Source organism: Gemmatimonadales bacterium, assembly GCA_036265815.1.
Lineage (GTDB): Bacteria > Gemmatimonadota > Gemmatimonadetes > Gemmatimonadales > GWC2-71-9 > CAVVWJ01.
This window is the reverse complement of sequence record DATAOI010000001.1, coordinates 83,999-108,208: the sequence shown is the minus strand read 5'-3', so window position 1 is coordinate 108,208 and position 24,210 is coordinate 83,999. Positions and strand designations below refer to the sequence as shown.

Annotated in this window: 21 protein-coding genes; 14 read left to right on the top strand and 7 right to left on the bottom strand. The window is 69.5% G+C overall.

Annotated features, from left to right (window positions below; genetic code table 11):
• The 8 genes from VHR41_00460 to VHR41_00425 all read left to right on the top strand — a co-directional run.
• Positions 1-345 (top strand): winged helix-turn-helix domain-containing protein (locus tag VHR41_00460; GenBank protein HEX3232636.1); only part of this gene is annotated, 345 nt, incomplete at its 5' end.
• 43 nt (positions 346-388) lie between these two features.
• Positions 389-1,273, top strand: a complete 885-nt coding sequence (locus tag VHR41_00455) for a bifunctional helix-turn-helix transcriptional regulator/GNAT family N-acetyltransferase (GenBank protein HEX3232635.1) — start codon at positions 389-391, stop codon at positions 1,271-1,273.
• Positions 1,274-1,404: 131 nt separating this feature from the next.
• A complete protein-coding gene (locus VHR41_00450) occupies positions 1,405-1,968 on the top strand; it encodes a Chromate resistance protein ChrB (GenBank protein ID HEX3232634.1) in 564 nt (187 codons plus the stop codon).
• Positions 1,934-2,353, top strand: coding sequence for a chromate resistance protein ChrB domain-containing protein (locus tag VHR41_00445; protein HEX3232633.1), 420 nt, complete (start codon positions 1,934-1,936; stop codon positions 2,351-2,353). The genes VHR41_00450 and VHR41_00445 overlap by 35 nt, the downstream gene beginning before the upstream one ends.
• Positions 2,329-3,555: an MFS transporter gene (locus VHR41_00440; GenBank protein HEX3232632.1), complete on the top strand. Its 1,227-nt coding sequence runs from the start codon at positions 2,329-2,331 to the stop codon at positions 3,553-3,555. Before VHR41_00445 ends, VHR41_00440 begins: the two co-directional genes overlap by 25 nt.
• Positions 3,545-4,699: a chromate efflux transporter gene (gene chrA / locus VHR41_00435; GenBank protein ID HEX3232631.1), complete on the top strand. Its 1,155-nt coding sequence runs from the start codon at positions 3,545-3,547 to the stop codon at positions 4,697-4,699. The genes VHR41_00440 and chrA overlap by 11 nt, the downstream gene beginning before the upstream one ends.
• A 95-nt stretch (positions 4,700-4,794) precedes the next feature.
• Entirely contained in the window at positions 4,795-5,688 is an 894-nt protein-coding gene (locus tag VHR41_00430) for a PQQ-binding-like beta-propeller repeat protein (GenBank protein HEX3232630.1), read from the top strand.
• Between the two features lie 40 nt (positions 5,689-5,728).
• Positions 5,729-6,649, top strand: a complete 921-nt coding sequence (locus tag VHR41_00425; protein ID HEX3232629.1) for a sulfite exporter TauE/SafE family protein — start codon at positions 5,729-5,731, stop codon at positions 6,647-6,649.
• A 24-nt stretch (positions 6,650-6,673) separates the two neighbouring features.
• Here VHR41_00425 and VHR41_00420 read toward each other — a convergent pair whose 3' ends face one another.
• Positions 6,674-7,753: a glycosyltransferase gene (locus tag VHR41_00420; GenBank protein ID HEX3232628.1), complete on the bottom strand. Its 1,080-nt coding sequence runs from the start codon at positions 7,751-7,753 to the stop codon at positions 6,674-6,676.
• A 142-nt stretch (positions 7,754-7,895) separates the two neighbouring features.
• Between VHR41_00420 and VHR41_00415 the strand changes: the two genes are divergently transcribed.
• From VHR41_00415 to VHR41_00405, 3 genes are read left to right on the top strand one after another with little or no spacing between them, the layout of a single operon-like run.
• Entirely contained in the window at positions 7,896-8,975 is a 1,080-nt protein-coding gene (locus VHR41_00415; GenBank protein HEX3232627.1) for a UDP-N-acetyl glucosamine 2-epimerase, read from the top strand.
• A gap of 30 nt (positions 8,976-9,005) precedes the next feature.
• Positions 9,006-10,115, top strand: coding sequence for a glycosyltransferase (locus VHR41_00410; GenBank protein ID HEX3232626.1), 1,110 nt, complete (start codon positions 9,006-9,008; stop codon positions 10,113-10,115).
• A 32-nt stretch (positions 10,116-10,147) separates the two neighbouring features.
• A complete protein-coding gene (locus tag VHR41_00405; GenBank protein HEX3232625.1) occupies positions 10,148-12,802 on the top strand; it encodes an SLBB domain-containing protein in 2,655 nt (884 codons plus the stop codon).
• Positions 12,803-12,812: 10 nt separating this feature from the next.
• Here the strand turns inward: VHR41_00405 and VHR41_00400 are convergent, their stop codons facing one another.
• Positions 12,813-13,529 (bottom strand): class I SAM-dependent methyltransferase, encoded by a 717-nt coding sequence (locus tag VHR41_00400; protein ID HEX3232624.1) that lies wholly within the window; start codon positions 13,527-13,529, stop codon positions 12,813-12,815.
• Between the two features lie 83 nt (positions 13,530-13,612).
• Between VHR41_00400 and VHR41_00395 the strand changes: the two genes are divergently transcribed.
• From VHR41_00395 to VHR41_00385, 3 genes are all read left to right on the top strand, one after another.
• Complete coding sequence (locus VHR41_00395; protein ID HEX3232623.1) at positions 13,613-14,596, top strand: glycosyltransferase family 2 protein; 984 nt, start codon at positions 13,613-13,615, stop codon at positions 14,594-14,596.
• Positions 14,597-14,694: 98 nt separating this feature from the next.
• Positions 14,695-15,921: a DegT/DnrJ/EryC1/StrS aminotransferase family protein gene (locus tag VHR41_00390; GenBank protein HEX3232622.1), complete on the top strand. Its 1,227-nt coding sequence runs from the start codon at positions 14,695-14,697 to the stop codon at positions 15,919-15,921.
• Positions 15,918-16,595, top strand: a complete 678-nt coding sequence (locus VHR41_00385; GenBank protein HEX3232621.1) for a sugar transferase — start codon at positions 15,918-15,920, stop codon at positions 16,593-16,595. Before VHR41_00390 ends, VHR41_00385 begins: the two co-directional genes overlap by 4 nt.
• A gap of 10 nt (positions 16,596-16,605) precedes the next feature.
• Here the strand turns inward: VHR41_00385 and VHR41_00380 are convergent, their stop codons facing one another.
• The 5 genes from VHR41_00380 to VHR41_00360 all read right to left on the bottom strand — a co-directional run bounded on the left by VHR41_00380 (position 16,606) and on the right by VHR41_00360 (position 24,203).
• A complete protein-coding gene (locus VHR41_00380; GenBank protein HEX3232620.1) occupies positions 16,606-18,522 on the bottom strand; it encodes a nucleoside-diphosphate sugar epimerase/dehydratase in 1,917 nt (638 codons plus the stop codon).
• A gap of 86 nt (positions 18,523-18,608) precedes the next feature.
• Positions 18,609-19,706 carry a GNVR domain-containing protein gene (locus tag VHR41_00375; GenBank protein HEX3232619.1) on the bottom strand — a complete coding sequence of 366 codons (1,098 nt, stop codon included), beginning with the start codon at positions 19,704-19,706 and terminating at the stop codon, positions 18,609-18,611.
• A gap of 61 nt (positions 19,707-19,767) precedes the next feature.
• Entirely contained in the window at positions 19,768-21,657 is a 1,890-nt protein-coding gene (gene asnB, locus VHR41_00370; GenBank protein HEX3232618.1) for an asparagine synthase (glutamine-hydrolyzing), read from the bottom strand.
• 3 nt (positions 21,658-21,660) lie between these two features.
• Positions 21,661-22,866: a glycosyltransferase family 4 protein gene (locus tag VHR41_00365; protein ID HEX3232617.1), complete on the bottom strand. Its 1,206-nt coding sequence runs from the start codon at positions 22,864-22,866 to the stop codon at positions 21,661-21,663.
• 8 nt (positions 22,867-22,874) lie between these two features.
• Entirely contained in the window at positions 22,875-24,203 is a 1,329-nt protein-coding gene (locus VHR41_00360) for a hypothetical protein (protein ID HEX3232616.1), read from the bottom strand.
• Positions 24,204-24,210 lie beyond the last annotated feature (7 nt).

Sequence of the window (24,210 nt, the reverse complement as noted above, 5' to 3'; positions counted from 1 at the left end):
GCGCTGCGCCACGCGTCCCACTCGGCGGCATCGGCCGGACCCCTGTTCGAGACCGGGGAGCTTCGAGTGGATCTGGAGCGCCGCCTGGTGTTCCGGCTCTCCGACGAGGTCCACCTCACTCCGACGGAGTACAAGCTCCTGGTCACCCTGGTTAGGAACGCCGGCAAGGTGCTCACCCACCGGCACCTGCTGCACGAGGTCTGGGGGGCCAACTACGAGGGGCAGACGCATTACCTGCGGGTGTACATGGCGCAGCTGCGGCAGAAGCTGGAGCGCGATTCCGCGCGGCCGAGGCTGCTGCTCACGGAGCCGGGGGTGGGATACCGGCTGATGACGCGGGCGTGAAGTAATGACTTTACATCAGGCATAAGTCTGACTAAGTCAGACAATGCTCGCCGACGAGATCGCTCAGGTCCGCCGCTTCAACCGACTGGTCACCCAGCGCGCCGGCGCGCTGAACGACCACTTCCTCGGGCGCGCCCGCCCGCTGGGCGAGTCACGCCTGCTCTACGAGATCGGAAACGAGGGCGCTGACCTTCGCGACCTCCGTCGGCGCCTGGGACTCGATTCCGGGTACGTGAGCCGCCTGGTCACTGCGTTGGAGAAGAAGGGTCTCGTCCGACTGACTCAGAGCCGTGCCGACCAGCGGGTCCGGGAGGCTCGCCTGACGGCGAAAGGGCGGCGGGAGCTGCGCGAGATGAATGCGCGCTCCGATACCGCCGCCGAAGCCGTGCTGCAGTTGCTGACGCAGGCCCAACGCGCGCGCCTGGTGGCCGCGATGGCGGAGGTGCACCGGCTCCTGCTGGTGGCCGGCCTCCAGATCGAGTGCGTCGATCCAGCCGACCCGGCCGCGCGATGGTGCGTCGGCCGATACTTCGACGAGTTGAACCAGCGCTTCGAAGCCGGGTTCGATCCGGCGGCCAGCCTGTCCGCCGAGGATGGTGACCTCATCCCGCCGCGTGGCGCGTTTCTGGTGGCGTCGGTTGACGGCGAGTCCGTCGCCTGCGGGGCGGTGAAGACGATCGCGCCCGGCGTCGGCTCGCTCAAGCGCATGTGGGTGGCCGACACGGTGCGCGGGCTCGGCATCGGACGGCGCATGCTGGAAGCGCTGGAGGCGGAGGCGCGGGAGTTGGGATTGACGAGGCTGCGGCTGGAGACCAATCACGCGCTGCTGGAAGCGATTGGCCTGTACCGTAGCGCGGGCTATAGCGAGGTGGCGTCGTTCAACGACGATCCCTACGCCCAGCACTGGTTCGAGAAGATCCTCGGGTGAGCCGGCTCCCCCGCTCACCTCGTTGCAGGAATCACCCCCCGCCCGGCATAGCCGAGATACAGCAGCGTGATACGCCCGAGGCCGCACCAGGCGGCCGTTGATCTACATGTAACGGTGGTTACCTTCTCTCCATGCCCCCGCTCCGCTGGATCCTCCTCTCCTCCCGCCTCCCCCGCGACCCCAGCCGTCTCCGCCTGGGCGTCTGGCGCCGGCTCCGCCGTCTTGGCGCCGTGCTGCTCCACGATGCCGTGTGGCTGCTACCCGCCGATCCCAAGACCCGGGAAGCGTTCGAGTGGCTCGCCGAGGAGATCGCCGAGCAAGGCGGGACGGCGTTCGTCTGGGAGGCCGCCAGTCTGGACCAGCCACAGGACCGCGAGCTGGTGCGCCGCTTCCGCGCCGAGGCGGATGACCGCTACGCGGGGTTGGCCCAGTCCGCGCGCGACCTGGTGCGCGCGGCCGGGCGGCCTCGCCGGCGTGCCGCGCCGTCCGACAAGCCATCCGCGCTCCGCCAGCTCCAAGGATTGGAGCGCGCGCTCCGCCTGGAGCGGCACCGTGACTACTTCCGCGCCCCTGGGCGGCTGAGCGCGGCCGCGGCGATCGCCGATGCCCTCGCAGCCCTGGACCTCCCCCGTTCCGTCACCCGCACTGCCAGAGACGCCCATGCGCTGGATCACCCGGCCGCATCCGCACGTTGACCGGACCGCGTGCGCCTGGCTGCTCCGGCGCTTCGTGGATCCGGAGGCCGAGTTCGGGTTCGCCGAGGACACGGAGGCGGCGGCCGCGCTGGGGGGCACGCCGTTCGACATGCGCGGCGTCGAGCTGGGCCATCACCAGGGCCGCTGCTCCTTCGAGAGCATCCTCCTGCGTTACCGGCTCACCGATCCGGCGCTGCAGGAGATCGCCGCGATGGTCCACGACGCCGACCTCGACGACGAGAAGTTCCGCTCACCCGAGGCGCCCGGACTCGACGCCATCGTCCGCGGGCTCGGGCTGGTGATCCCCGACGACCAGGAGCTCCTCCGCTTCACCTACCGGCTCTACGACGGTCTCTACGCGTGGGTCCAGCGCCTGACCCGGTGACCCGGCCGGTGCCACCCAGCCGGTTGGGCCGGGTAGGTCACCTGCTCGCGCTGGAGCGGAACACGCTGGCCGTGGTGGCCGCCATGTTCCTCATGGCGCTGGGCGAGAACCTCTGGCGCCGTTTCCTGCCCAAGTACCTGCAGGCGCTCGGCGCGCCGATCGTGGCGATCGGCGCCTACGGCAGCGTAGAAGACGCGCTCGACGGCCTCTACCAGTATCCCGGCGGCTGGGCCAGTGATCGGTACGGCCGCCGGCACGCGTTGCTGCTCTTCGTGATGCTGGCCGCCGTGGGCTACATCATCATCGCGGCCGCGCCGGCCTGGCCGGTGGTCTTCGTGGGCCTCCTCTTCATCATGGCGTGGACCAGCATGGCGAGCCCCACGCTCTTCGCCGTGGTGGGGGACGCGCTGCCGGCCGGCCGGCGCTCGGTCGGATTCTCGGTTCAAGCGATTCTCCGCCGGGTGCCGATCCTGGTGGCGCCGGCCCTGGGGGGTGCCGTCATCGCAGTGGCGGGGATCCAGGCCGGCGTGCGCGCTGGCCTTCTGACGTCCGTGGTCCTTGCCCTGGTGACCCTCGCCGTGGTGCGACGCATGCGGCTCGATCGGCCCGCGGCGCCCGCTCCGGCCAACGTCCGGCTGGTGTGGCGCTCGCTCCCGGGACCGCTTCGGCGACTCCTGGTCTCCGACATCTGCATTCGTACCTGCGACGCGATGGTCGACGTCTTTCTGGTGCTGTACGCGGTCAACGTCGCCGGAATCAGCCCGCCGGTGTTCGGCGGCCTCATCGGCGTGCAGATGGCCACCGTCATCCTCTGCTCTTTGCCTGCCGCCCGCCTGGCCGACCGGTTCGGGCGGAAGCCATTCGTGGTCGCCACCTTCGTCGCCTTCGCGAGCTTCCCGCTGGCCGTGGTGGCCGCGCACTCGCTGCAGGGGCTGGTCCTGGCGTTCGTGGTCGGCGGCCTGCGGGAGATCGGCGAGCCGGCGCGGAAGGCGCTCATCCTCGATCTGGTCCGGCCCGACCTGCGTGCACGCGGCGTCGGGCTCTATTACCTGCTCCGGAGCCTCGCCATCGCGCCGGCGGCCACGGTGGGCGGGCTTCTGTGGAAGGTCTCGCCCACGACCCCGTTCCTGATGGCAGGAGCCATCGGGGCGATCGGACTCGTCCTCTTCACGCTGACCGTGGACGAGCGGTATGCCGGCTGAGGCCACGCGGGCCCGCCTGGCGTGGTACTTCCTCCGGCTCGGCACCGTGGGATTCGGCGGGCCGATCGCTTTGACTGCCGCCATGCACCGGGACCTGGTCCAGGGCCGCCAATGGATCTCGACGGCCGAGTACAAGGAAGGACTCGCGCTTGCCCAGCTGGCCCCCGGACCGCTCGCTGCCCAGCTGGCGATCTACCTCGGCTGGGTTCGTTGGGGCGTGTGGGGAGCCACCATCGCGGGACTGGCCTTCGTCGGACCCTCGCTCCTCATGGTGCTGGTGCTGTCGGCCTGCTACGTCCGATTCGGGGGACTCCCGTGGATGCGGGGGGCATTCTACGGCATCGGCGCCGCCGTCATCGCGATCATCGCACGCGGTGCGAGCAAGCTGCTGCGAACCAGCGTCAGCCGTGATCCGCTCCTCTGGGTCGTCGTCCTGGTGAATGCCGTGGTGGTCGCCTGGAAGGAAGCCGAGATTCTGTGGGTGTTCGGCCTCAGCGGAGTGGTGGTCCTGATGTGGCGCGTCTGGCAGGAGCGAGTCGCCACGTCCGGACGAGCGGCCGCGGCCGTGCTCCCCTGGTGGTGGCTCCTCTCCGGCCTCCATGGTACGGCCTCCAGCGAGACGCTGCTCCGGATTCTCGGCTTCTTCGCCAAGGCGGCGGTCGTCGTCTTCGGCAGCGGGCTCGCCGTGGTGCCCTTCCTGCACGGCGGAGTCGTTCGGGACTACGGCTGGCTCACCGAGCGGCAGTTCCTCGATGCGGTCGCCGTATCGATGATCACCCCCGGGCCCGTCGTCATTACGGTGGCCTTCATCGGCTACCTGGTGGCCGGTCCGGTGGGCGGACTCGCAGCCGCGGTGGGCATGTTTCTGCCGACCTATCTGGCGGTGGTCGCGGCGGCCCCCTGGTTCCACCGGGTGACCGGAAATCAGCGTCTGAGAGCCGCGGTCGACGGAGTCACCGCGGCTGCCGCGGGAGCTCTCGCCGGCGCCGTCGTGGTCCTCGGTCGCCGGGCGATCGTCGATGTGCCGACCGCCCTGATTGCCGTCGCGGCGCTCCTAGTGCTGGCCCGCGTCCGCTTCGCCTTGGAGCCTATAATCATCATCGCCGCCGGTGTCATCGGCGTCGTGGTGACCCAACTCCGGTGACTTCAATCCGCTCCGCCCCACTCCTGGCGCTTCTCACCGCCACAGCAGCAGCCCAAGCGCCCGGGCCCGCGCCGAAGTGGCGGATGGTCGCCGAAGTGCCATTGCCCGGCCCAGCGGGCCGCTTCGACTACCAGAGCTTCGACTCGAGCTCGACGCTGCTGTGGCTGGCGCACATGGCGGCCGGCGAGGTCCTCGCGTTCGATGTCGGGAGCCGGCGCGTCGTGGCGCGCGTGTCGGGCATGGCCGGTGCAACGGGCGTGCTTGCTGTTCCGTCGCTCCGGCGGGTCTTCGTCTCCCTCAGCGAGAAGCATCAAGTGGCGGTGCTGGACGCCCACACCGGCCGGGTGCTCTCCCGGGTGGAGGCCGGTCGATTTCCTGACGGGCTGGCGTACGCGCCCTCGGCGCACAAGCTCTTCGTATCGGACGAGTATGGCCGGCAGGAGCTGGTCATCGATGCGGCGTCATCCGTGCCGCTCCCGCCGATTCCGATGAACGGTGAGGTGGGCAATACCCAGTACGACCCGGTCTCGGGCCGCATCTGGGTCGCGGTGCAGACCCGGGATCAGCTTGCCGCCATCGATCCCGCGACGGACGCGGTGGTGGCGCGCGTCGCGGTTCCAGGCATCGAACGGCCCCACGGCCTCGTGATCGACGCGGTCCACCAGCTGGCCTACGTGGCGGGCGAAGGGAACGGCCGGCTGGGTGTGCTCGACCTCCGCACCGGGCGCCTGCTGGAGACGTATCCCGTCGGGGACGAGCCCGACGTGCTCGCGATCGACGTCGAGCGTGGCCGCCTGTTCGTCGCCTCGGAGTCGGGCGCGATCGCGGCGTTCCAGATCCGGGGCGAGAGACTGATCCCGCTGGCGACCTACCGCGCACCGCACGCCCACTCCGTCGCACTCGATCCCCGCACCCACCTGCTGTACGTGCCGCTCGCGCAGGTCAATGGACGACCGCTCCTGAGAATTCTGGAGCTGGAGGAGGATTGACCGGGTACCGGCGGACGGATCAGGGTATACTAGGGTGCCCATGAACATCGATCCGCTCCTCGCCCTCGCCTCCTTCGGCATCGGCATCGTCGTCGGCCTCACCGGCATGGGGGGCGGGGCGCTGATGACACCGGTGCTGGTCCTCTTCTTCAACGTGCTGCCGCTCACGGCCGTGTCCTCCGACCTGGTGGCGAGCGCGGTGATGAAGCCGGTGGGCTCGATCGTCCATCTGCGCCGGGGCACGGTCCACCTGGGTCTAGTCAGGTGGCTCTGCGTGGGCTCCATTCCCGGCGCGTTCAGCGGCGTACTCATCGCCCGGGCGCTGGGCAAGGGACAGCAGGTGCAGGACGTGATCCGGCTCTCGCTCGGTGTCGCCCTGCTCCTCGCGGCGTTCGGGCTCACGGTGCGGGCCTACATCCGGCTGCTCGAGCGGGCCCGCCGTCGCGACGGCCGGGCAGATCCGCTCCCGCAGGGGCGCCCATCGGTCCAGCTCCGGCCGATTCCGACCCTCATCCTTGGCGCGCTAGGAGGCCTCGTGGTCGGTCTCACCTCGGTGGGGTCGGGGTCGCTGATCATCATCGCGCTGATGGCGCTCTACCCCACGCTCAAGGCCAGCGAGCTGGTGGGCACTGACCTGGTCCAGGCGGTGCCCCTTGTGGCCTCCGCCGCCGTGGGGCACATCCTCTTCGGCGACTTCCGATTGGGGCTCACGACTTCGATGCTGGTGGGGTGTGTTCCCGGTGTCTGGGTGGGAGCCCATCTGTCGGCGCGCGCGCCGGGCGGCCTGGTACGACGGGCGCTGGCCTTCGTGCTGCTGGCGTCGGCCCTCAAGCTCCTCAATGTGTCGAACAAGGACACCGGCATCATCCTGGCGCTGGTGGCCGTAATCGCTCCGGTGCTCTGGATGCTGGTGCGCCGGCGCCATGGCTTCCCCGCACTGGCCCGCAGGAAGGCCGCCTAGTTCAGACTGAAAGTTGGAGGGGCACTACCGCCGGCCGGCTCGGATCCGCTCGTACAGCTCGATATGGCGCTCCGCCATGGCGGCCTGGGTGAACCGCTCGTGCACCCGCTTGCGGCCGGCCTCCCCCATCGCCCGGCGCCGGCCGGCGTCCCCGCCGAGGGTCTCCAGAGCCTGGGCCAGCGCGGACACGTCGCGGAGCGGCACCTCCAGTCCGGTGACCCCGGGGACATTGACCTCGCGCACGGCGCTGGGCAGTGCCGTGGTGATCACCGGCCGGCCGGCGGCCATGGCCTCGAGCACCACGAGGCCGAACATCTCCTCGACAGTGACCGATGGGAGCACCAGGAAGTCCGCATCCGCCATCCGGCGGGGCAGGTCCTCATCGGGATGCTCGCCGTACCAGCGCACCCGCTCGGTGATCTCCAGCGCCTGCGCCAGGGTGCGGAGCCTGGGCCCCTCCGGCCCCGAGCCCACGATGTCCAGCCGCAGGCCCGGCACCCGCTCGAGCGCCCGCAGCAGGATGTCCAGTCCCTTGTACGCCAGGAGGCGTCCGATGAAGATGGCCCGGGGCGTTCCCCCCGGCGGCGGTGGTGGTACCATCTCCCAGCGGGTCTGGTCGATACCGAAGGGGATGACCTCTACCTTGCTCTCGTAGCCCTGCAGCTCGCTGGAGAGCGCCAGGTGGGCTCGGCTGGGGACCACGACCGCTGCCGCGCGGCGGAGCACCAGGCGGGTGAGCGGGCGGTACGCGGAGTGGCGGGAGTCGGCGTGCTGGGTGACCACCACCGGAGTGCGCCGGGCCCGAAGCAGGCAGGCCACGTCGGCCAGCGGGTGAGGATGGTGGACGTGGATGATGTCGGCCCGCTTCCACGCCGCGGCGATGTATCCAGGGGCGATCTCCTGCGTGCCCAGGGCAGCGAAGGAGAAGGCCCGGGTCACCGCGGAGCGCTGCCGGCCCTGACTGCCGGCGCGGCCCCGGCTCTCGACCGCGACCACCTCGACTTGGTGGCCCAGGTTCGCCGCGCCCTCGGCGAGGCTCTGGACCACCCGTTCCATGCCGCCCGAACGCGGCCAGTAATACTTCGCGAGGTGGAGGATGCGCATGGGAGTCACGCGAAGTTCGCTATGATCCGTGACCGAAGTCAACCGGCGTGCGCGCCGCGCCGCGCGCCCTTGGAGTCGGCCGGGTGTCCTGCCACATTTAGGCGCGTCCCACCGCCCGATCGCCCACGATTCTCGGAGACCCATGGACCGGACGGATATCGCGCTCTGCTACGGGACCCGGCCGCAGGTGATCAAGGCCAGCGCGCTCCGCGGTCCGCTGGACCGGCTCGGCGCGGTGCTCGCCATCGACACCGGCCAGCATTACGACTACGAGCTCAATGCGCTGCTGTATGAGCAGCTCGGCGTCCGTGCCCCGGAGGTGCTGCTGGACGTGGGCTCGGCGGGCCAGGCGGAGCAGACCGCGGCCATACTGGTCCGCGCCGAGCGGGTGTTCCGCGAGCGGAGACCCAGGGTGATCATGGTCATCGGGGACACCAACTCCACGCTGGGCTGCGCCCTGGCCGGCGGCAAGCTGCGAATCCCGGTGGTGCACGTGGAGGCCGGCCTCCGCTCCCGCGACGCGCTGATGGCGGAGGAGATCAACCGCCGAGTGGTCGACGCCTTCGCCACCGTGCTGTGCGCGCCCTCGGAGCGCGCCGCCGCCCGGCTCCGGGCCGAGCGCTGCGGCGACGGCATCGTGTTGGTGACGGGCGACGTCGCCCATGACGTGCTTCGGGCCCACCTGGATCAGCTCCCCCCGGCGCCTGCACCGGACCCGCCCTATTGCTATGCGACGCTGCACCGTGCCGAGCTGACCGACCGGCCCGAGCTGCTCTGCCAGACGCTCACGGCACTCGGCGCGCTCGACCTGCCGGTGGTGCTTCCACTGCATCCACGGACCCGTGCCGTGCTCGATGCCAGCGCGCCCGGTCTCGCCGCCGAGCTCGGGCTCGCTGTGGTGCCTCCGGTGGGCTACCTGGAGAGCCTGGCGCTCACCCGCGGAGCCGCCGTCGTCGTCACCGACTCGGGCGGTCTCCAGCGGGAGGCGTACTGGTTGGGCGTTCCGTGTGTGACCCTGCGCCGGGAGACCGAGTGGGAGGAGACCGTCGAGCTGGGCGCCAATCTCGCCCTGGACCCGAGCGCGGTGGCGGGACTGGGCAAGGCGGTCGAGAGCCAGCGGCGGCGCTGGGCGGCCGGGCCGGGCTGGGACCGGACCGTTTACGGCGATGGACACGCGGCCACGCGCATCGCCGCGGCCGTCGCGCCGCTGCTCGCCGCGTGAGCCACTCTCCTGGCCCCGGCGGCAACTGACGTGCGTGCCGTGGTGATGTCCCGGGTGTACGCCGACCCCGCCGCGCGAGGCAAGCTCAAGGCGCTGGCCGGCCTCGATCTCGCGGTGGCGGCGGCGGTTCCGGACCGCTGGGTCCCTGCCGGGCTGTCCCACGAGCAGCAGACGTCATGGGAGGACGAGGCCCGGGTCCGGACCGTCCCCATTCCGATCCGCGGCCGCGCCGCGGACCCGAACCCCCGCTGGCGCGCGAGCGCGCTCCGCGCTCTGCTGACCGATTTTCGTCCCGATATCATTCAGATCGAGGAGGAGCCGTGGACCCGGGGCGCGTCCATCGCGGCGCGAATCGCCCGGCGGCTCAAAGTGCCCTACGTGGTCCTTGCCCGGGAGAGTCTTCCAAGGGCGTACGCGCCGGTGGCGCGCTACCGGCGGAACCGGGTGCTGGGTGGGGCGGCCGGTCTCGCCGCCGTGAACGAGCTCGCCGCGCGTCTGGCCCTCCGGGTCCGCCCCACCCTTCCGTTCCAGGTGGGGCCCCAGCTCGGGGTGCGGCTTCCGCTCACCGCGGAACGAGTGCCGCACAGCGGACTGGCCCTCGGGTTCGTCGGCCGCCTGGTGCCGGAGAAGGGTCTCGATCTGCTCTTCCGGGCCTGCGTGAAGCTGGTGGGCCGCTGGAGCCTCACCGTCGTGGGGACGGGGCCGGCCCAGGAGGAGCTGGAAGGGCTGGCCGAACGGCTGGGCCTGGCGGGACGGGTCACCTGGCTGGGCGCGCTGCCGCGCGATGCGGTGGACCAGGTCTGGCCTCGACTCGACTGCATCGTGATTCCCTCGCGCACCACGCCCCGTTGGATCGAGGCCAGCCCGCGAGCCGCCCTCGACGCCATGGCCCGCGGCGTGGCCGTGGTGGCCACCTCCGCGGGTGCGCTCCCCGAGATCCTGGGTGACGCGGGCCTCCTCGTTCCGGAAGAGGACGTCGGCGCGCTGACCGAGGTGCTCCAGCGGCTGCACGATTCGCCCGAGGAGCACCAGCGCCTCGGCGCGGCCGGGCGGCGCCGGGTCCTGGAGCGGTACTCCGACGCTGCCATCGCGGAGCAGACCCGCCGATTCTGGTCGGGCCTCGTTCCTGCAACCGCTTGACTTCGCCTTCTGACGAGCGATCTTCGCACCTCATGTCCATTCCAGCTCTTCGACTTGGCCAGCGCCTCAGGGTCGCCGGGGTTCTGGCCTGTGTGCTGCTTTCGGCCGCTGCCGCTCTCTCCGCGCAGGTGCCCACCCAGCTGCCCTCGGGCGAGTTGCCGAGCACCGACTCGGCTCGCGCGCTGCTGCAGAACCCGGCCGTGGTGGATCAGCTTCGCCGCTCGCTCGGCAGCTCGGGACTTACGCCCGACCAGATCCGGACTCGGCTCCGGGCCGCAGGCTACCCGGAGAATCTGCTGGATGAGTACATCGCGGGGGCCGATACCACCCGCATGGTGCGTCCCGGGCCGCGGACCTTCGACGCGGTGCGTGCGCTGGGGGTGGTGAGCGACGAGCAGCTCGATTCTCTCCGCATGCGCGACTCGGTGCGGGTCCTGAGCGACTCGCTGCAGCAGATCGTCGATTCACTCACCGACCTGCGCACCGACTCGCTCCGGGCCGACTCGCTGGCCGACTCGCTCGGACGGCTGCGGCCCAACCAGCTCCACCTCTTCGGCCTGGAGACGTTTCGCAAGGCCTCGACCCGCTTCCAGCCCAACATGGCGGGCCCGGTCGACGAGAACTACCGCTTCGGTCCCGGCGACATTCTGGTGCTGATCCTCACCGGAGACGTGCAGCAGGCCTACACCCTGGAGGTCACCCGCGAGGGGTTCGTGGTGATTCCCTCGGTGGGTCAGGTCTACGTGGCCAACCTGACGCAGGGCGAGCTGCGGGACCAGCTCTATGCCCGGCTGCACCGGGTCTACTCCGGCGTCCGGAGGGATGCCCGCGCCACCACCCAATTCCAGATCTCCCTCGCCCGCCTGCGGAACATCCAGGTCTTCGTGGCGGGCGACGTGGTGCGGCCCGGCTCGTATCAGATCTCCGGGGCGGGCACCGTGATGAGCGCGCTCTATGCCGCGGGCGGCCCGACCGAGAACGGCAGCTTCCGCCAGGTCGAGATCCGGCGCGGCAGCAAGCTGGTGGATTCGCTCGACCTGTACGACTACCTGCTCCACGGCAACAACAGCTCCGACGTCCGGCTATCCAACGGCGATGTGGTCTTCGTGCCGGTGCATTCCGCGCTGGTGCGGTTGGCCGGCAAGGTGATCCGGCCGGCGATCTACGAGACCAAGCCCGGGGAGACTCTTCGCGAGCTCATCGGATTCGCCGGCGGCTTCGACCCTTCGGCCTACCAGTCGCGGGTGCAGATCCAGCGGATCCTCCAGCCCGCGGACCGGGCGCCGGGTGGCCGCGCCCGCGTGGTGATCGACATCGCCGCCGATCAGTTCGTGAATGGGCAGGCGCCCCCGGTGCCGATCGCGCCGGGCGACTCGGTGACAGTCTTCTCGATCGCCGACCGGCTCCGGGGATACGTCACCGTCAAGGGCAACGTGTGGGTCGAGGGTCGCGTCGGATTCACTCCGGGCATGAAGCTGAGCGACGCCTTGCGGTTGGCCGGTGGACCCAGGCCGGACGTCTACCTCGACCAGATCCTGATCACCCGGGTGCGGGAGGATTCGAGCATGGCGCAGCTCCGCTCCGCCTTTGCCGACTCCACCGGCAAGCTGCGAGGCGATCTCGTGCTGGAGGATCAGGACGAGGTCCGGATCTTCTCCCGCTCCACTTTCCGGGGCGTCCGGTACGTGTCGGTGGTCGGCGCGGTGCGGCGCTCCGGCAGGGTTCCCTTCCGTGAGGGTATGACCATGCGGGACGCGATCCTGCTGGCGGATGGTCTCACCGAAGATGCGTATCTCAAGGAAGCGGAGATCGCCCGTATCGCCGACCGGCGCGATCCGCAAACCCTGGCCCAGACGCTCCGGGTGCCGCTCGACTCGACGTACCTCTTCGGCCGGACCCGAGCCGGCGAATACCTCGGCCCGCCGGGCGCGCCGGCCCCGGCCTCGGGCGCGCCGGAAGTCCCACTCGAGCCGTACGACAACGTGCTGATCATGCGCCAGGCGGGGTTCGACCAGCAGCGGCTGGTCTACCTTACGGGCCAGGTCAAGTTCCCCGGCCGCTACGCGCTCCGCAGCAGGACCGAGCGGCTGGGGGATCTCATCGATCGCGCCGGTGGGCTGACCGCCGAGGCGTATGCGGCAGGGGTCCAGTTCTACCGGGCGCACGCGCCGGCCGGTGGCGGCGGCGATGAGCGCCTACCGGTGCTCGACCGTCCGACCAACGGCAACGGCGCGCTGCCACACGGATACGCCGAGCGGGTCGGAATCGACCTGGCACGCGTGCTTCAGGATCGGAAGTTTCAGGAGAACATCATCCTGGTGAGCGGGGATTCGATCAACGTCCCGGAATACAATCCGATCGTGCAGGTCCAGGGCGCCGTCAACTCACCGGGACCGGTGGCGTACACGCCGGGGAAATCGCTCGACTGGTACGTGAGCGCCGCCGGCGGATACGCCCAGAACGCCGACTCGAAGCGTCCCTACGTCACCCAGCCCAATGGCAAGCGGGAAGCCGTCAAGCGGAGGTCGATCCTGGCGGACCACGTCCCAAAGCCGGGCTCCGGCGCGGCCGTGTTCGTCCCCACCAAGGTGGCCCAGGATCGGCCGAGCAATCTCCCCAGCCTGCTGGGGATCGCGGCTCAGGTGCTGGGTGCGCTGGTGACTCTGGTCGTGGTGGCGAAGCGCTGAGTACCAGCCCTTATCGACTCTTGGTGATGAGCGCGAGCGAGTGGGTGCGCAGGAGAGGGATCCGGGCCAGGAGCAGACCGGCGAGCCAGCTCCATCGAGCCACCCGGCGGGCGATGGGCGGCGCGAGGGTCACCCGATGGAGGTCGATCGCGGAGCCTGGAAAAAGCCGGCGCAACTCCCCCCGGCCGACGGGCTGGACATCCGGATTTCCCGGATTGGGCACGTGGAAATCGTACCAGAGCACGCTCCCGCCAGGCCTGAGCACTCGCATCATCTCCCGAGCCACCCCGATGCGCGTGGTCTGGTCGAGGATCGAAGTGAACACGGTGGACTGGATCACGAGATCGAAGGTTTCCGGGGGGAACGGAAGCTCCTCCCCGCTCGCCTGGGCGATGCCGGTCTCCGGTGGCCCTTTCTTGACCGCATCCCCCAGCCTCTCGGGGAGGACATCGACTCCCACCAGCCGCTCCGGCCTGGCGCCCCAACGGACCAGGTCCCGCAGCCAGTTGGCGTCCCCGCAGCCGATCTCCAGGATCCGAAGCGCCTGCAGATCTTCCAGCCCGTGCCGCGACAGGGCGCGCAGGACCGCCCGCTCGCGCTCCTGCATGAGAAAGAGATGACCCGGCTCGAACCAGGAATACCGCCGATCGTCGTTCGACCGGCGGGCATATGCCGCCCTCAGCCGCTCGCGTTCGGCGCCCGGCGCGGGCCGCGTCTCTGGGTTCATCGTGGTCTCTCGGATCGGGTCTGCCTGCCGGGGCTAAAATAGCCACCGACCAGCCCGTAGACCATTCGCCCACGGTGTCCGTGGTGATCCCGGCGCTGAACGAAGCGGGGTTTCTCCCCGAGTGCCTGGACTCGGTGATCGAGGCGCTAGGTGAGATCGGCGGGGCCGGGGAAATTCTGGTGGTGGACGGAGGCAGCACCGACGGTAGCCGGGAGATCGCCGGCCGCTACCAGCACCGTCACCCGGACACCCGGCTGGTCGACAATCCCCACCGGTCGACCCCCTGGGCATTCAACCTGGGGATCAGCCAGGCCCGGAGCCGGCTCATCGCCATCCTCAGCGCCCATTGCCGGGTGGATCCGTCGTTCTTCACCGCCGCGCTCGCTCGCCTGGCCACCGGTGAGGCGGACATCGTGGGTGGCCCGGTCCGGACCGAGCCTGGCGCACCCGGTCTGCTCGGGTGGATGCTCGCCCAGGTGGTGAGCCATCCGTTCGGAGTGGGCAACAGCCGCTTCCGCGTCTCCCGCCGAGCCGCCTACGTGGACGCGGTGCCGTTCGCCCTCTTCCGCCGCGAGGTGTTCGACGGCGTCGGGCTCTTCGAGACCGCGCTGGTCCGGAACCAGGATACCGAGTTCTTCGGGCGGGTGGCACGGGCCGGGTACCGGGTGTTCCTGGACCCGGAGGTGGGAAGCGTCTATCGGGCGCGCGGCACCCTGACTGGCCTCCTCCGGCAAGGGTTTCGGAACGCCTACTGGAACGTCAAAGTCTGGCGGCAGACCCCGGGCGCCTTCCAGTGGCGGCACGTGGTGCCCGCCGGATTCACCCTGTCGCTCTGCCTGGGTACGATTCTGGCCACCAGGCTCCCGGCGGCTCGGGCGTTCCTCGGCCTGGAGCTGGTTGCCTATGCCGCGGCCGCGGCCGTAGCCGCGGTCCACATCGCGATCCGCACCCGGCGGGCTGCGGGGCTCCTTCTGCCACCGGTGTTCTTTTTGTATCACCTGGTCTATGGCGCCGGATCGCTCGCCGGGGTGCGCTGGCTGATCCCCCGGACATCCCCAGGACCATAGTTATATTGCCCAACGCATAGTCCCTGGCCCGCTCAGGGCGTGTCATCCTGCCCGTTGAGGGCGTGTCGTTACGACACCACTGCTTCGAAGGCGCGCCTTTGAGCCCCGAAACGTCCGCCCCCGGTCTCTTCCTTCCATTCGCCGCCCCTGACATCACCGAGGCCGAGATCGACGCCGTGACCGCGGTGCTCCGATCCGGCTGGATCACGACCGGGGCGGAGGTACGGGCGTTTGAGGGGGAGTTCGCCGAATACGTCGGGGCCCGCTACGCGGTGGCGGTGAACTCCTGTACCGCGGCACTCCACCTGGGCCTCGAGGCTCTGGGCATCAGGGCCGGGGACGAGGTGCTCACCAGCACCCTGACCTTCACGGCCACGGCGGAAGTGGCGGAATACCTGGGGGCCAGGGCCAGGTTCCTGGATGTCGAGCCGGACACCCTCAACCTCTCGCCGGCGATCCTCCGCGCCGCGGTGGAGCGGGACTACGTGCGAAGCGGCGGGAGCTGGCGGCACCGCACCAGCGGCGGCCGGCTGGGCGGCATCCTGCCCGTGCATTACGGCGGCCATCCCTGTGACATGGAAGACATGCTGGCGCTGGCCCACGAGCTCGAGATCCCGGTGCTGGACGATGCCGCGCACGCGCTGCCGGCCGCGGTACGCGACACCCGGATCGGCGGTTTCCCCTGCCCTACGGCTTTCAGCTTCTACGCCACCAAGACGATCACCACGGGGGAAGGGGGCATGCTATGCACCTCCGACCCCGATGTCGCCGATCGGGCGCGGCTCATGGCGCTGCATGGGATCAGCCGGGACGCATGGAATCGCTACGGGTCGGACGGCAAGTGGCACTACGAGGTGCTGGAGGCCGGCTACAAGTACAACCTGACCGACATTGCCGCCGCGCTCGGCCGGGTGCAGCTCTCCCGCGCCGAGACGATGCTGGCCCGTCGGCGGGAGATCGCCCGGCGGTATGACGCTGCCTTTGCCGATCTGGACACGCTGGTGCTGCCGGCCCAGCGCCCCCACGTTCAGCATGCCTGGCATCTCTACCCTCTGCGGCTCCGGCTCGACCGGCTGAGCATCGACCGAAGCGGATTCATCGGCGAGCTCCGGAAGCGGCAGATCGGCGCCAGCGTCCACTTCATCCCGCTGCATCGCCAACCGTTTTATCGGGAGCGTTACGGCTACCGTCCGGAGGAGTTCCCGGTGGCCGAAGCGACCTATCCCACGCTGGTCTCCCTGCCCATCTATTCGGTCATGTCGGACGAAGACGTCGAGCGGGTGGTGGCGGCCGTCACCGAGATCAGCGGCTGCTTCGCGGCGTGAGCCGGGCCGCCCTGGCCCGGCTCTGGATCTCCTGGGGCAAGCGCCCGGCGGATCTGCTGCTCTCCACCGGTCTCGGAATTCTGACCGCGCCGCTTCTGGCCGCCTGCGCGCTCGCGGTCCTCGCGGTGGACGGTCCGCCGGTGCTATTCCGGCAGGAGCGAGTCGGCCGGGGTGGGGGCCGCTTCCATATCCTCAAGCTACGGACGATGCGATCGGCACCCGGTCCCCAGGTCACCGCGGCGGGCGACCCCAGGGTCACGGCGATAGGGCGTCGGCTCCGGCGGGCCAAGCTGGACGAGCTTCCCCAGCTCGCCAACGTGGTCAGAGGGGAGATGAGCCTGGTGGGTCCCCGCCCCGAGGTGCCCCGGTACGTTGAGGATCGTCCCCGCGATTTTCGCGCGCTGGAGCAGTTGAGGCCCGGGATGGTGGATTGGGCATCGCTGGTGTTCCGCGACGAGGAGGAGCTGCTCGCGGCGCATGGTGGGGAGCCCGACTTCTATAGCCGGGTGCTCTTGCCGCGGAAGCTCGCGCTGGCCCGGCTCTATGCCCGCCGGGCCTCGCCGCTGCTCGACTTGCGGTTGCTGCTGGCGACGGGAGTGTTACCGCTGGTGGGCGGACGATTGAGCCGGCGTTTGATCGGCTCCTCGTTCTACACCCGGGCGCGGAGGCTCTGATCCCCTCGGCTCATCCAGCCCGGGCGATGCCACCCGGCGTGGAACGTGTGGGTCCCGGCTCCACCGGGCGGTAGTCGGGCACCAGGCGGACCAGTTGGGCCCGCAGGTCATCGTCCGACCACTCGCGCTGCGCGCCCTCGATCAGCAGGTCCACCACGCTCCGGAGCCCGACCGGCAGCAGCCCATTCTTGGCCCGCAGCACCTTGGGATGCTCGGTCGGGAAGGCGTTCTCGGAGGTGAAGAAGAGCTCCTCGTAGAGCTTCTCTCCGGGTCGCGCGCCGGTGAACCGGATCTCGATATCGAGGCCCACCTCGAGACCCGAGAGCCGGATCAGGTCGGTGGCCAGGTCGACGATCCGGACCGGCTCTCCCATATCCAGCACGAAGACCTCTCCGCCCTTGCCGATGGCGCCGGCCTGCAGCACCAGCTGCACCGCCTCGGGGATCGTCATGAAATAGCGGCGCATCTCGGGATGGGTGATGGTCACCGGACCCCCGGATTGGATCTGCCGGAGGAATGTGGGTACCACACTGCCGCGGCTCCCCAGCACGTTGCCGAACCGCACGGCCAGGAAGTTCCGCCGCTGCCGCTCCGCGATCTCCTGCACCAGTTGCTCCGCCAGCCGCTTGGTGGCCCCCATGACGTTGGTGGGCCGGACCGCCTTGTCGGTCGAGATCATCACCAAATGCTCGACCCCGAACTCGGCGCTCAGCTCGGCGATGTTCTTGGTGCCGAGCACGTTGTTGGTCACCGCCTCGGCGACGTTCTCCTCCATGAGCGGCACATGCTTGTGCGCGGCCGCGTGGAACACGGCGTAGGGCTGATATCGCTCGAAGACGTTGCGCATCCGCTCCCGGTCCCGCACATCGGCGATGATGGGGACCAGACAGGTGGTGGGGAACCGCTCCGAGAGCTCGGCCTGGATGTCGAAGATCGAGTTCTCCCCGTGTCCCAGGAGAAGGATCTGCGCCGGATCGAGTCCGGCGAGCTGGCGGCAGAGCTCGCCGCCGATGGACCCCCCGGCGCCGGTGACCAGGACGGTCTCTCCGGTAGCCAGACAACGGACCAGCTCGAGGTCGGTCTGGATCGGCTCCCGCCGGAGCAGGTCCTGGATCTCAACCTGCCGCAGCGAGGCGACGCTCACCTTGCCGGAGATGATATCGGACATGGAGGGGACGGTCCGGGTCTTGACCCCCGCCAGGAGCGCGGCGCGCACCACCTGGCGGACCGTGGCGCCCGACGCCCGGGGCATGGCGATCACTACTTCGTCGACCTCATGGGCCGTCACGATCTTCTGGATCTGTGAGATTGGACCCAGGACCGGGAGATCGCACATCCGGTGGCCGTGCTTGGAGCGGTCGTCGTCCACGAAGCCGATCGGGTTGAGTCCCAGCATCGGGTGGCTGAGCAGCTCTTTGACGATCATCTCCCCGGCCGCCCCCGCGCCCACGATCAGAGCACGGCGTCCATCTTCCAGCCGGCGCCACTGTCCCCGCCGGCCGTAGGCCAGGACCGCCAGTCTGGGAAGGGCGGCGAAGGCGGCGGTGATCAGGGCGTCCAGAAACAGGACCGAGATCGGCACCCGGCTTGCGATCAGTCCGGCGCTGGGCAGGAGCAGCCCCCCGATCAGCAGGCAGATCAGCCCCGACAGGGACGAGGCGGAGATCAGCCGTTCCAGGTCCACCATGCCAGCGTACCGCCAGAGCCGCCGGTAGAGGCCGACGAACCAGAAGATGCTGACTTTGAGGGGGAGGGAGAACAGGAGGTACAGGCGGGCGGCGTGGATCTGGTCGGAGCCCCAGTCGAAGCCCTCGAACCGGAGCGTGAACGCCAGGATCGTCGACGCGGCGAAGAGCAGCACGTCCGACCCGAACAAGTAGCGATTGCGGACGCTGTTCGCTACCGGCAACGGAGAGAAGGCTGACATTGCGCTAGAGTATCTCTGTGAACGGGGGCGCAGTCAAGACTTTGCCCTTCCGACGGTTAGAGTACCCCGGCGGTCCCGCCCGCGAGTTATCGGCCGCGGCGCAGCAATCGGAGGGGACGCTTGAGGTCGTCCACCGCCTCCCGCTGCAGCACCACGAAGTCCTCGTAGGTCGTGTCACCCGCCTCGCGATTGCGCCTGCCATATTCGCGCCCAAAAGCAAGGAGCACGCCAAGCATCAGCCCCAGGGTCACCCCCACGACGGCCCGGACGATCAGGCGCCGGGAGTCCGGCTCCACCGGGAGGACCGGCGACTCGACCACCGTGATCACCGGGGTGTCCCGCACCTCGTCCATCTTGGATTGCTCGTACGAGGTGGCCAGTGAGGTGTAGACCTGCTGGCGCAGGGAAACCTCCCGCTGGAGGCGATCCCGCTGGAAGGACAGCTGGGGCGAGTCCTCGAAGTCCCGGTTCTGCTGCAGGAACGCCTGCAGGGCGTTTTCGGCGGTCCGAAGCTCCCCCCGCACCTCGTCCATCCTCCGCCCGGCGAAGAGCCGCTCCTGCCGTGCCTGGGACTGCCGGGTGCGCAGGTTGAAGTCGTTCAGCAGCTCGAGCATCCTGAGCGCGACCTGCTGGGCGATCACCGGGTCGGAAAGGCGCACGTCCAGCTCGACCATGCCAGTCTTGTTGGACGTCACCACACCCACGGCCCGGAGCAGCCGATCCACCGTCCGTTCGCGGCGGAGGGCACCGCCCCCCGGCGCGTGCAGCACGTCAGCGAGCAGGAGCGAACCCCCGGAATCAGCGGGGAACCGGGTGTCGACCACCGCCCGGAGGAGCTGGCGTGAGGTCATCACGTCGGCGTAGAACTCCGGGCTGGGCCCGTTGCCCGTGGGCAGCCCCACGACGCCGAACTGAGCGGCGAGGCCGGCCAGACGGGAGAGCCCTTTATCGGTGGTCTGAGGAACGAAGCTGGCGGTGGCGGTATAGGACCGGTGCGCCAGCAGCCCGGCGGAGACAAGGACGGTGCTCACGGTGAGGACCGCGATGGTGATCAGGTACCGGTACCTGAGGAGCACCACCCCGACACTGGCCAGGGAGAGCGGAGGGATCTCCGAGGCTTCCGCCTCGTGGAACCCCGTGCTCAGGCGACCCGTGCCCGACCCTGTGACGTTGCCCACACTCATCGCACCTCCCCCGTTGCCGGTGAAGTGTAATAGGACCGGGGACGCCCCGGATTTCGATGGGTCATAGGGCGGGAGCGGCCAGGGAGGCGTTGAACCGCCGGGCCCAGAGCTCCAGCATGAGGGGGCAGAGGATGTCCTGCGCCCGCATGCTGCCCCGGGGACCCTGCGCCAGGTACGCCGCGTAGCGGGTGCGGAGCGCTGCCCGGTCGATCAGTCCCCATTCCTCGGTGAGCATGGGCTCAGCCAGCCGGGCGAGGATCCAGGGCCGCAGGCCCCCGGCCACCCAGCGGTCCTCCGGGGTGGTGAACCCCTTCTTGTCCTTCCGCCAGGCGATGGCCGGGGGCAGATCGGGCGCCATGGCCTGGCGGAAGATCCACTTGGTCCAGCCGCCCCGGAGCTTCCAGCTCGGGGCCATCGGCAGCAGCAGAGAGACCAGCCTGTAGTCGAGGAACGGCACCCGCATCTCCCGGCTGTAAGCCATGGACATGCGGTCCTCGTTGTGCAGCAGCGCCGGCAGCGAGTAGCGAGCGAGGTCCTCCGCCTGGCGCCGCACCAGGTCCAGGCCACCCAGGCCGAGCTCCAGGGGGGCGCCGCCGGGGCGGAGCCGGGCTCCCCGGATGTCCACCTGCGAGGGCCGCAGCGCCCGGGGCAGGTACCGGCGGGCGTCGGCCACCCGGAACTGGCGCAGGACGGTACCCTGAGCGGCAAAGGCGGAAAGGAGTCGGCCAGCCTCCAGCAGGCGGCCCCGGCGCGCCAGCCATTCGAGCTGGAAGCCGAGGTACTTGAGGTAGCCGCACAGGAGCTCGTCGGCGCCCTGGCCGGTCAGCAGGACCGTGATACCCAGCTCCCTGGCCTGCTCCATGACCAGGTAGTGTGCCACCGGCGAGAGCCCTCCGAGCGGCTCGTCTCCGTGGTAGATCGCGCGGTCGAGGTGATGCGCCAGCGGGCCCGGCTCCGACGGGAGCCGCACCTTGTGCACCGGGCACCCCAGGTGCCGGGTCATGCGATCGATGTGCTGGTCTTCGCTGTAGGCCGGATCGTCGCTGACGGCCGCCAGCGCATGCAGATCCGACTCCCGCCCCAGCGAGTGCTGCATCGCGACGGCGATCGAGGAGGAGTCAACCCCGCCCGAGAGGAGGACCCCCACCGGCACGTCGCTCCGGAGGCGCAGGCGGACGCTGTCGAGGAACAGCTCGCGAACCGCCTGGATGCGGTCCTGCTCGGTACCGGTGAAGTGGTCCTCGAGTGGCAGCCGCCAGAAGGAGCTCGGCTCGGGAAGCCGCGTGGCGGAGCCCTGCCGGAGATCGATGGTGAGGTGAGTACCCGCCGGGAGCTGCGTGATACCCGCGAAGAAAGTCTCGCTCTGCGCATCCAGCTGCTGCTGCTCCAGATACCGCGCCGCCACCGTGGGGTTCACGGTGAACCGTCGGCAGGTCCCCGCCAGGATCGCCTTGATCTCGGAGCCGAAGTACACCGTTCCGGCCTCATCGCTGTGCAGGTACAGCGGCTTCACCCCCATCCGGTCGCGGGCAAGGAAGAGGGTGCCCCGCCGGCGGTCCAGCAGCGCGAGGGCCCACATGCCGTTGAACCGCTCCAGCGCCGCGGGCCCCCAGGCGGTGAGCGCCTGCAACACGACCTCGGTATCGCACCCGGAGTGGAACTGTATGCCGGCGGCGGCGAGCTCGGAGCGCAGCTCGAGGTAATTGTAGACCTCGCCGTTGTAGATCAGGGCGTGGTTTCCGTCCATCGACCACATCGGCTGCCGGCCCGCGTCGGATAAGTCCAGTATCGCAAGCCGGGTCTGTCCCAGCGCGACCTGGCGGGTGCCGGAGGGCCCGCACCAGATGCCGTCGCCGTCGGGACCCCGATGGCGCAGGCAGCCAACCATGCGCTCGATCGCCTCGTCGAGGCGGGCGTCCGCGGAAGCGATGATGCCGGCAATGCCGCACATGGTTCAGCCCTGCCTCAGGCGCACTTCGAGGTCCCCATAGGCCGACAGGAGCACGCGTTCCATCCGATCCCAGCTGTATCGCTCGCGGACGGCGCGCTGGCCCGCGTGGCCCATGCACGCCAGCTCCTCGGGCGAGCGAAGCAGCTCCTCGATCCCGCGCACGATCGCCAAGACTGACTGGTCGTCCACCAGCACACCACATCCTTCCTCTCGGATGATGCGCCGCATCTCCGGGAATCCGAGGCTGAGGACCGGGAGACCCGCGTTCATGTAGTTGAACAGCTTGTTGGGCGGGCCCGCCAGGGTGTTCGTCAGGCACTCACGGAAGAGGATGAGCCCGGCGTGGCTCCCGCGCAGCGCATCGCCCACCTCGGCATAGGGGAGCCACCCCGTCCGGACGACCGTCTGGTGGAGCCCGCGGGAATCGAGCTCGCGGTCCAGCCACTCGCGCTCGGCGCCGAACACGTCCCCGATGATCATCAAGCGTACCCGGTCCCGCAGCTGCTCCACCGCCGATACCATCTCCCGGAGCCCTCGGTTGAAGCCGAGGGAGCCCTCGTGACACAGCACGAATGGGTGACCGGGCCCGGGCCACGGCTGGATGGGGGACTGGCGAAAGAGCCGGAGGGCGGGCCCGTTGTAGAGCACGTCCACCGAGGTCGTTGGGGCCAGCACCTGGGCGTACCCGCGGACCACACTGTTCGCGGTGAAGATGTGGTCGACTCGGCGGTTGGTGGACCAGTCCCAGCCGACCAGCGCGGCGTGGGCCGGGCGCTTGACCCACCGCGGGAGGGTGTCGACGGTGCCGCCGGGCGGATACTCGTGCATGTCGTGTACGACCAGCGCGCGCCTGCCCTGCCCGGCCAGCATCCGTCTGGCGCGCAACGCGACCGCGAGCGCCAGATCCGGCTCGTGAGCATGGTACACGTCGGCCTGGACCGCGGCGGCGAGCCGCGCGAGCGCCCGGTAACGCTGCCATCTGCCGGCAGGCCCATGGCGCCGGGGCACGCCGAGGACACGAAACCCCAGGTGCTCGGTTTCGCCGTGCGGGGCGGTCCCGGTGGCGATCACCCGACCGTCATGACGGGTGAACCGGTACTCGCGGTCACAGGAGAACAGGAGCACGACCTCGTGGCCGGCAGCCCGGAGGGTGTGCGCCTCCTTGTGAACGACCCTCGCATCGTCCAGCGTGTGACGCGAGGCCACCATACAGATTCTCATCCGGCGGGGGCGCCGTCCTGGGCGGCGGCTCCACGCATTCGGGGGCGGAGCCGTCCAAAGATCGGGTGAAGCTCGCGGACGACCAGCAGGTGCCACAGCACCGCTCCGAGCAGCACCACTACGACTTCCTCCGAAAAGACGTTCTGCAGCGACTCGGACCCGTATTTGACCATCCGCTCGGTCAGGAGGGCATACAGCGCCAGAAAGAACGGCGTCCGCGGCAGCCGTTGAAAGAGGAGCTGTAACGCGATCACCTGCACGGCCATCGCGCCGAGGACCAGGAAGATCCCCGGAAAGCCGAAGTTGGCGTATCCGATGGTGAACGAGGGCGTGGACCAGTTGGTTTGCGTTCCCAGCGCGCGGTCTCCCAGAAAAATGGAGATGTCCACCGGGGTGTAGGGCAGCAGCCCGCCGGGGTTGGCCAGCGCGCGTCCGTCGAAGAACGGCTGCTGCAGGGGAATGATCTTCACCAGAAACGCATGCCCCTCGGCGTAGATGAAGAGCAGCCGCTCCGCGAGGTAGTTGCCGAAGACCGACAGGACGGCGCCCGCGGACCGGTCGAGCAGGTACAACCGGTAGAACAGGAACACGGAGGAGACCGCCAGCAGTCCGTAGAGACTCACCTGGCGGAACGAGAGCCCGGTGCCCCGCCAGAAGATTCGGGTGATCAGCACGATCAACACCAGATGCAACAGGACGTCCTTGTTGGCAAAGCTGGTGGCAAAGGCCAGGGTAAGGAGAGTGGTGGCGACGAAGACCAGCCGCATTCCCCACGTACGATGCTGCAGCCAGAGTACGTAGCTGTAGGCGAACAACAGGTAGGGGATGACCTGGAGACCCAGGACATACCAGTGGGCTCCTTCGGCGAGTCGGGTCGTCTTCTCCGCCCGCACGGCGTAGAAGTCCACGTACTGATTCAGTCCCCCGGCCAGCGCGAAGATCGGGGGGAGTCCGTGACGACTGATGTACAGCGCCAGGAGCCAGCAACTCACGGCCCAGAGCGGCAGCGCGGTCGCGGCAAAGAGCGTCAGCGAGGGATCGCGGTCCGCGCGGCTGTAGTCGACCATGACCGGTGGGCCAATGCCGATCAGGATGGCATAGAACGCATAGCAGCACGCGATGACCACGAGCATGCTGTAGAAATAGGCATCGGTATAGAGGTCGGGCGTGTAGATCACCTTCCCCGCCCCGATGCAGGTGAATCCGTAGATGCCGGCCACCGCGACGAACGCCGGGAGGCACCGCCGGTAGTGACCGCTCCGAAGGGCCCACACCAGGAGCGGCAGTGGCAGGACTGCCAGGGTGAGAGTGAGCAACAGTCTCATGGCGGTA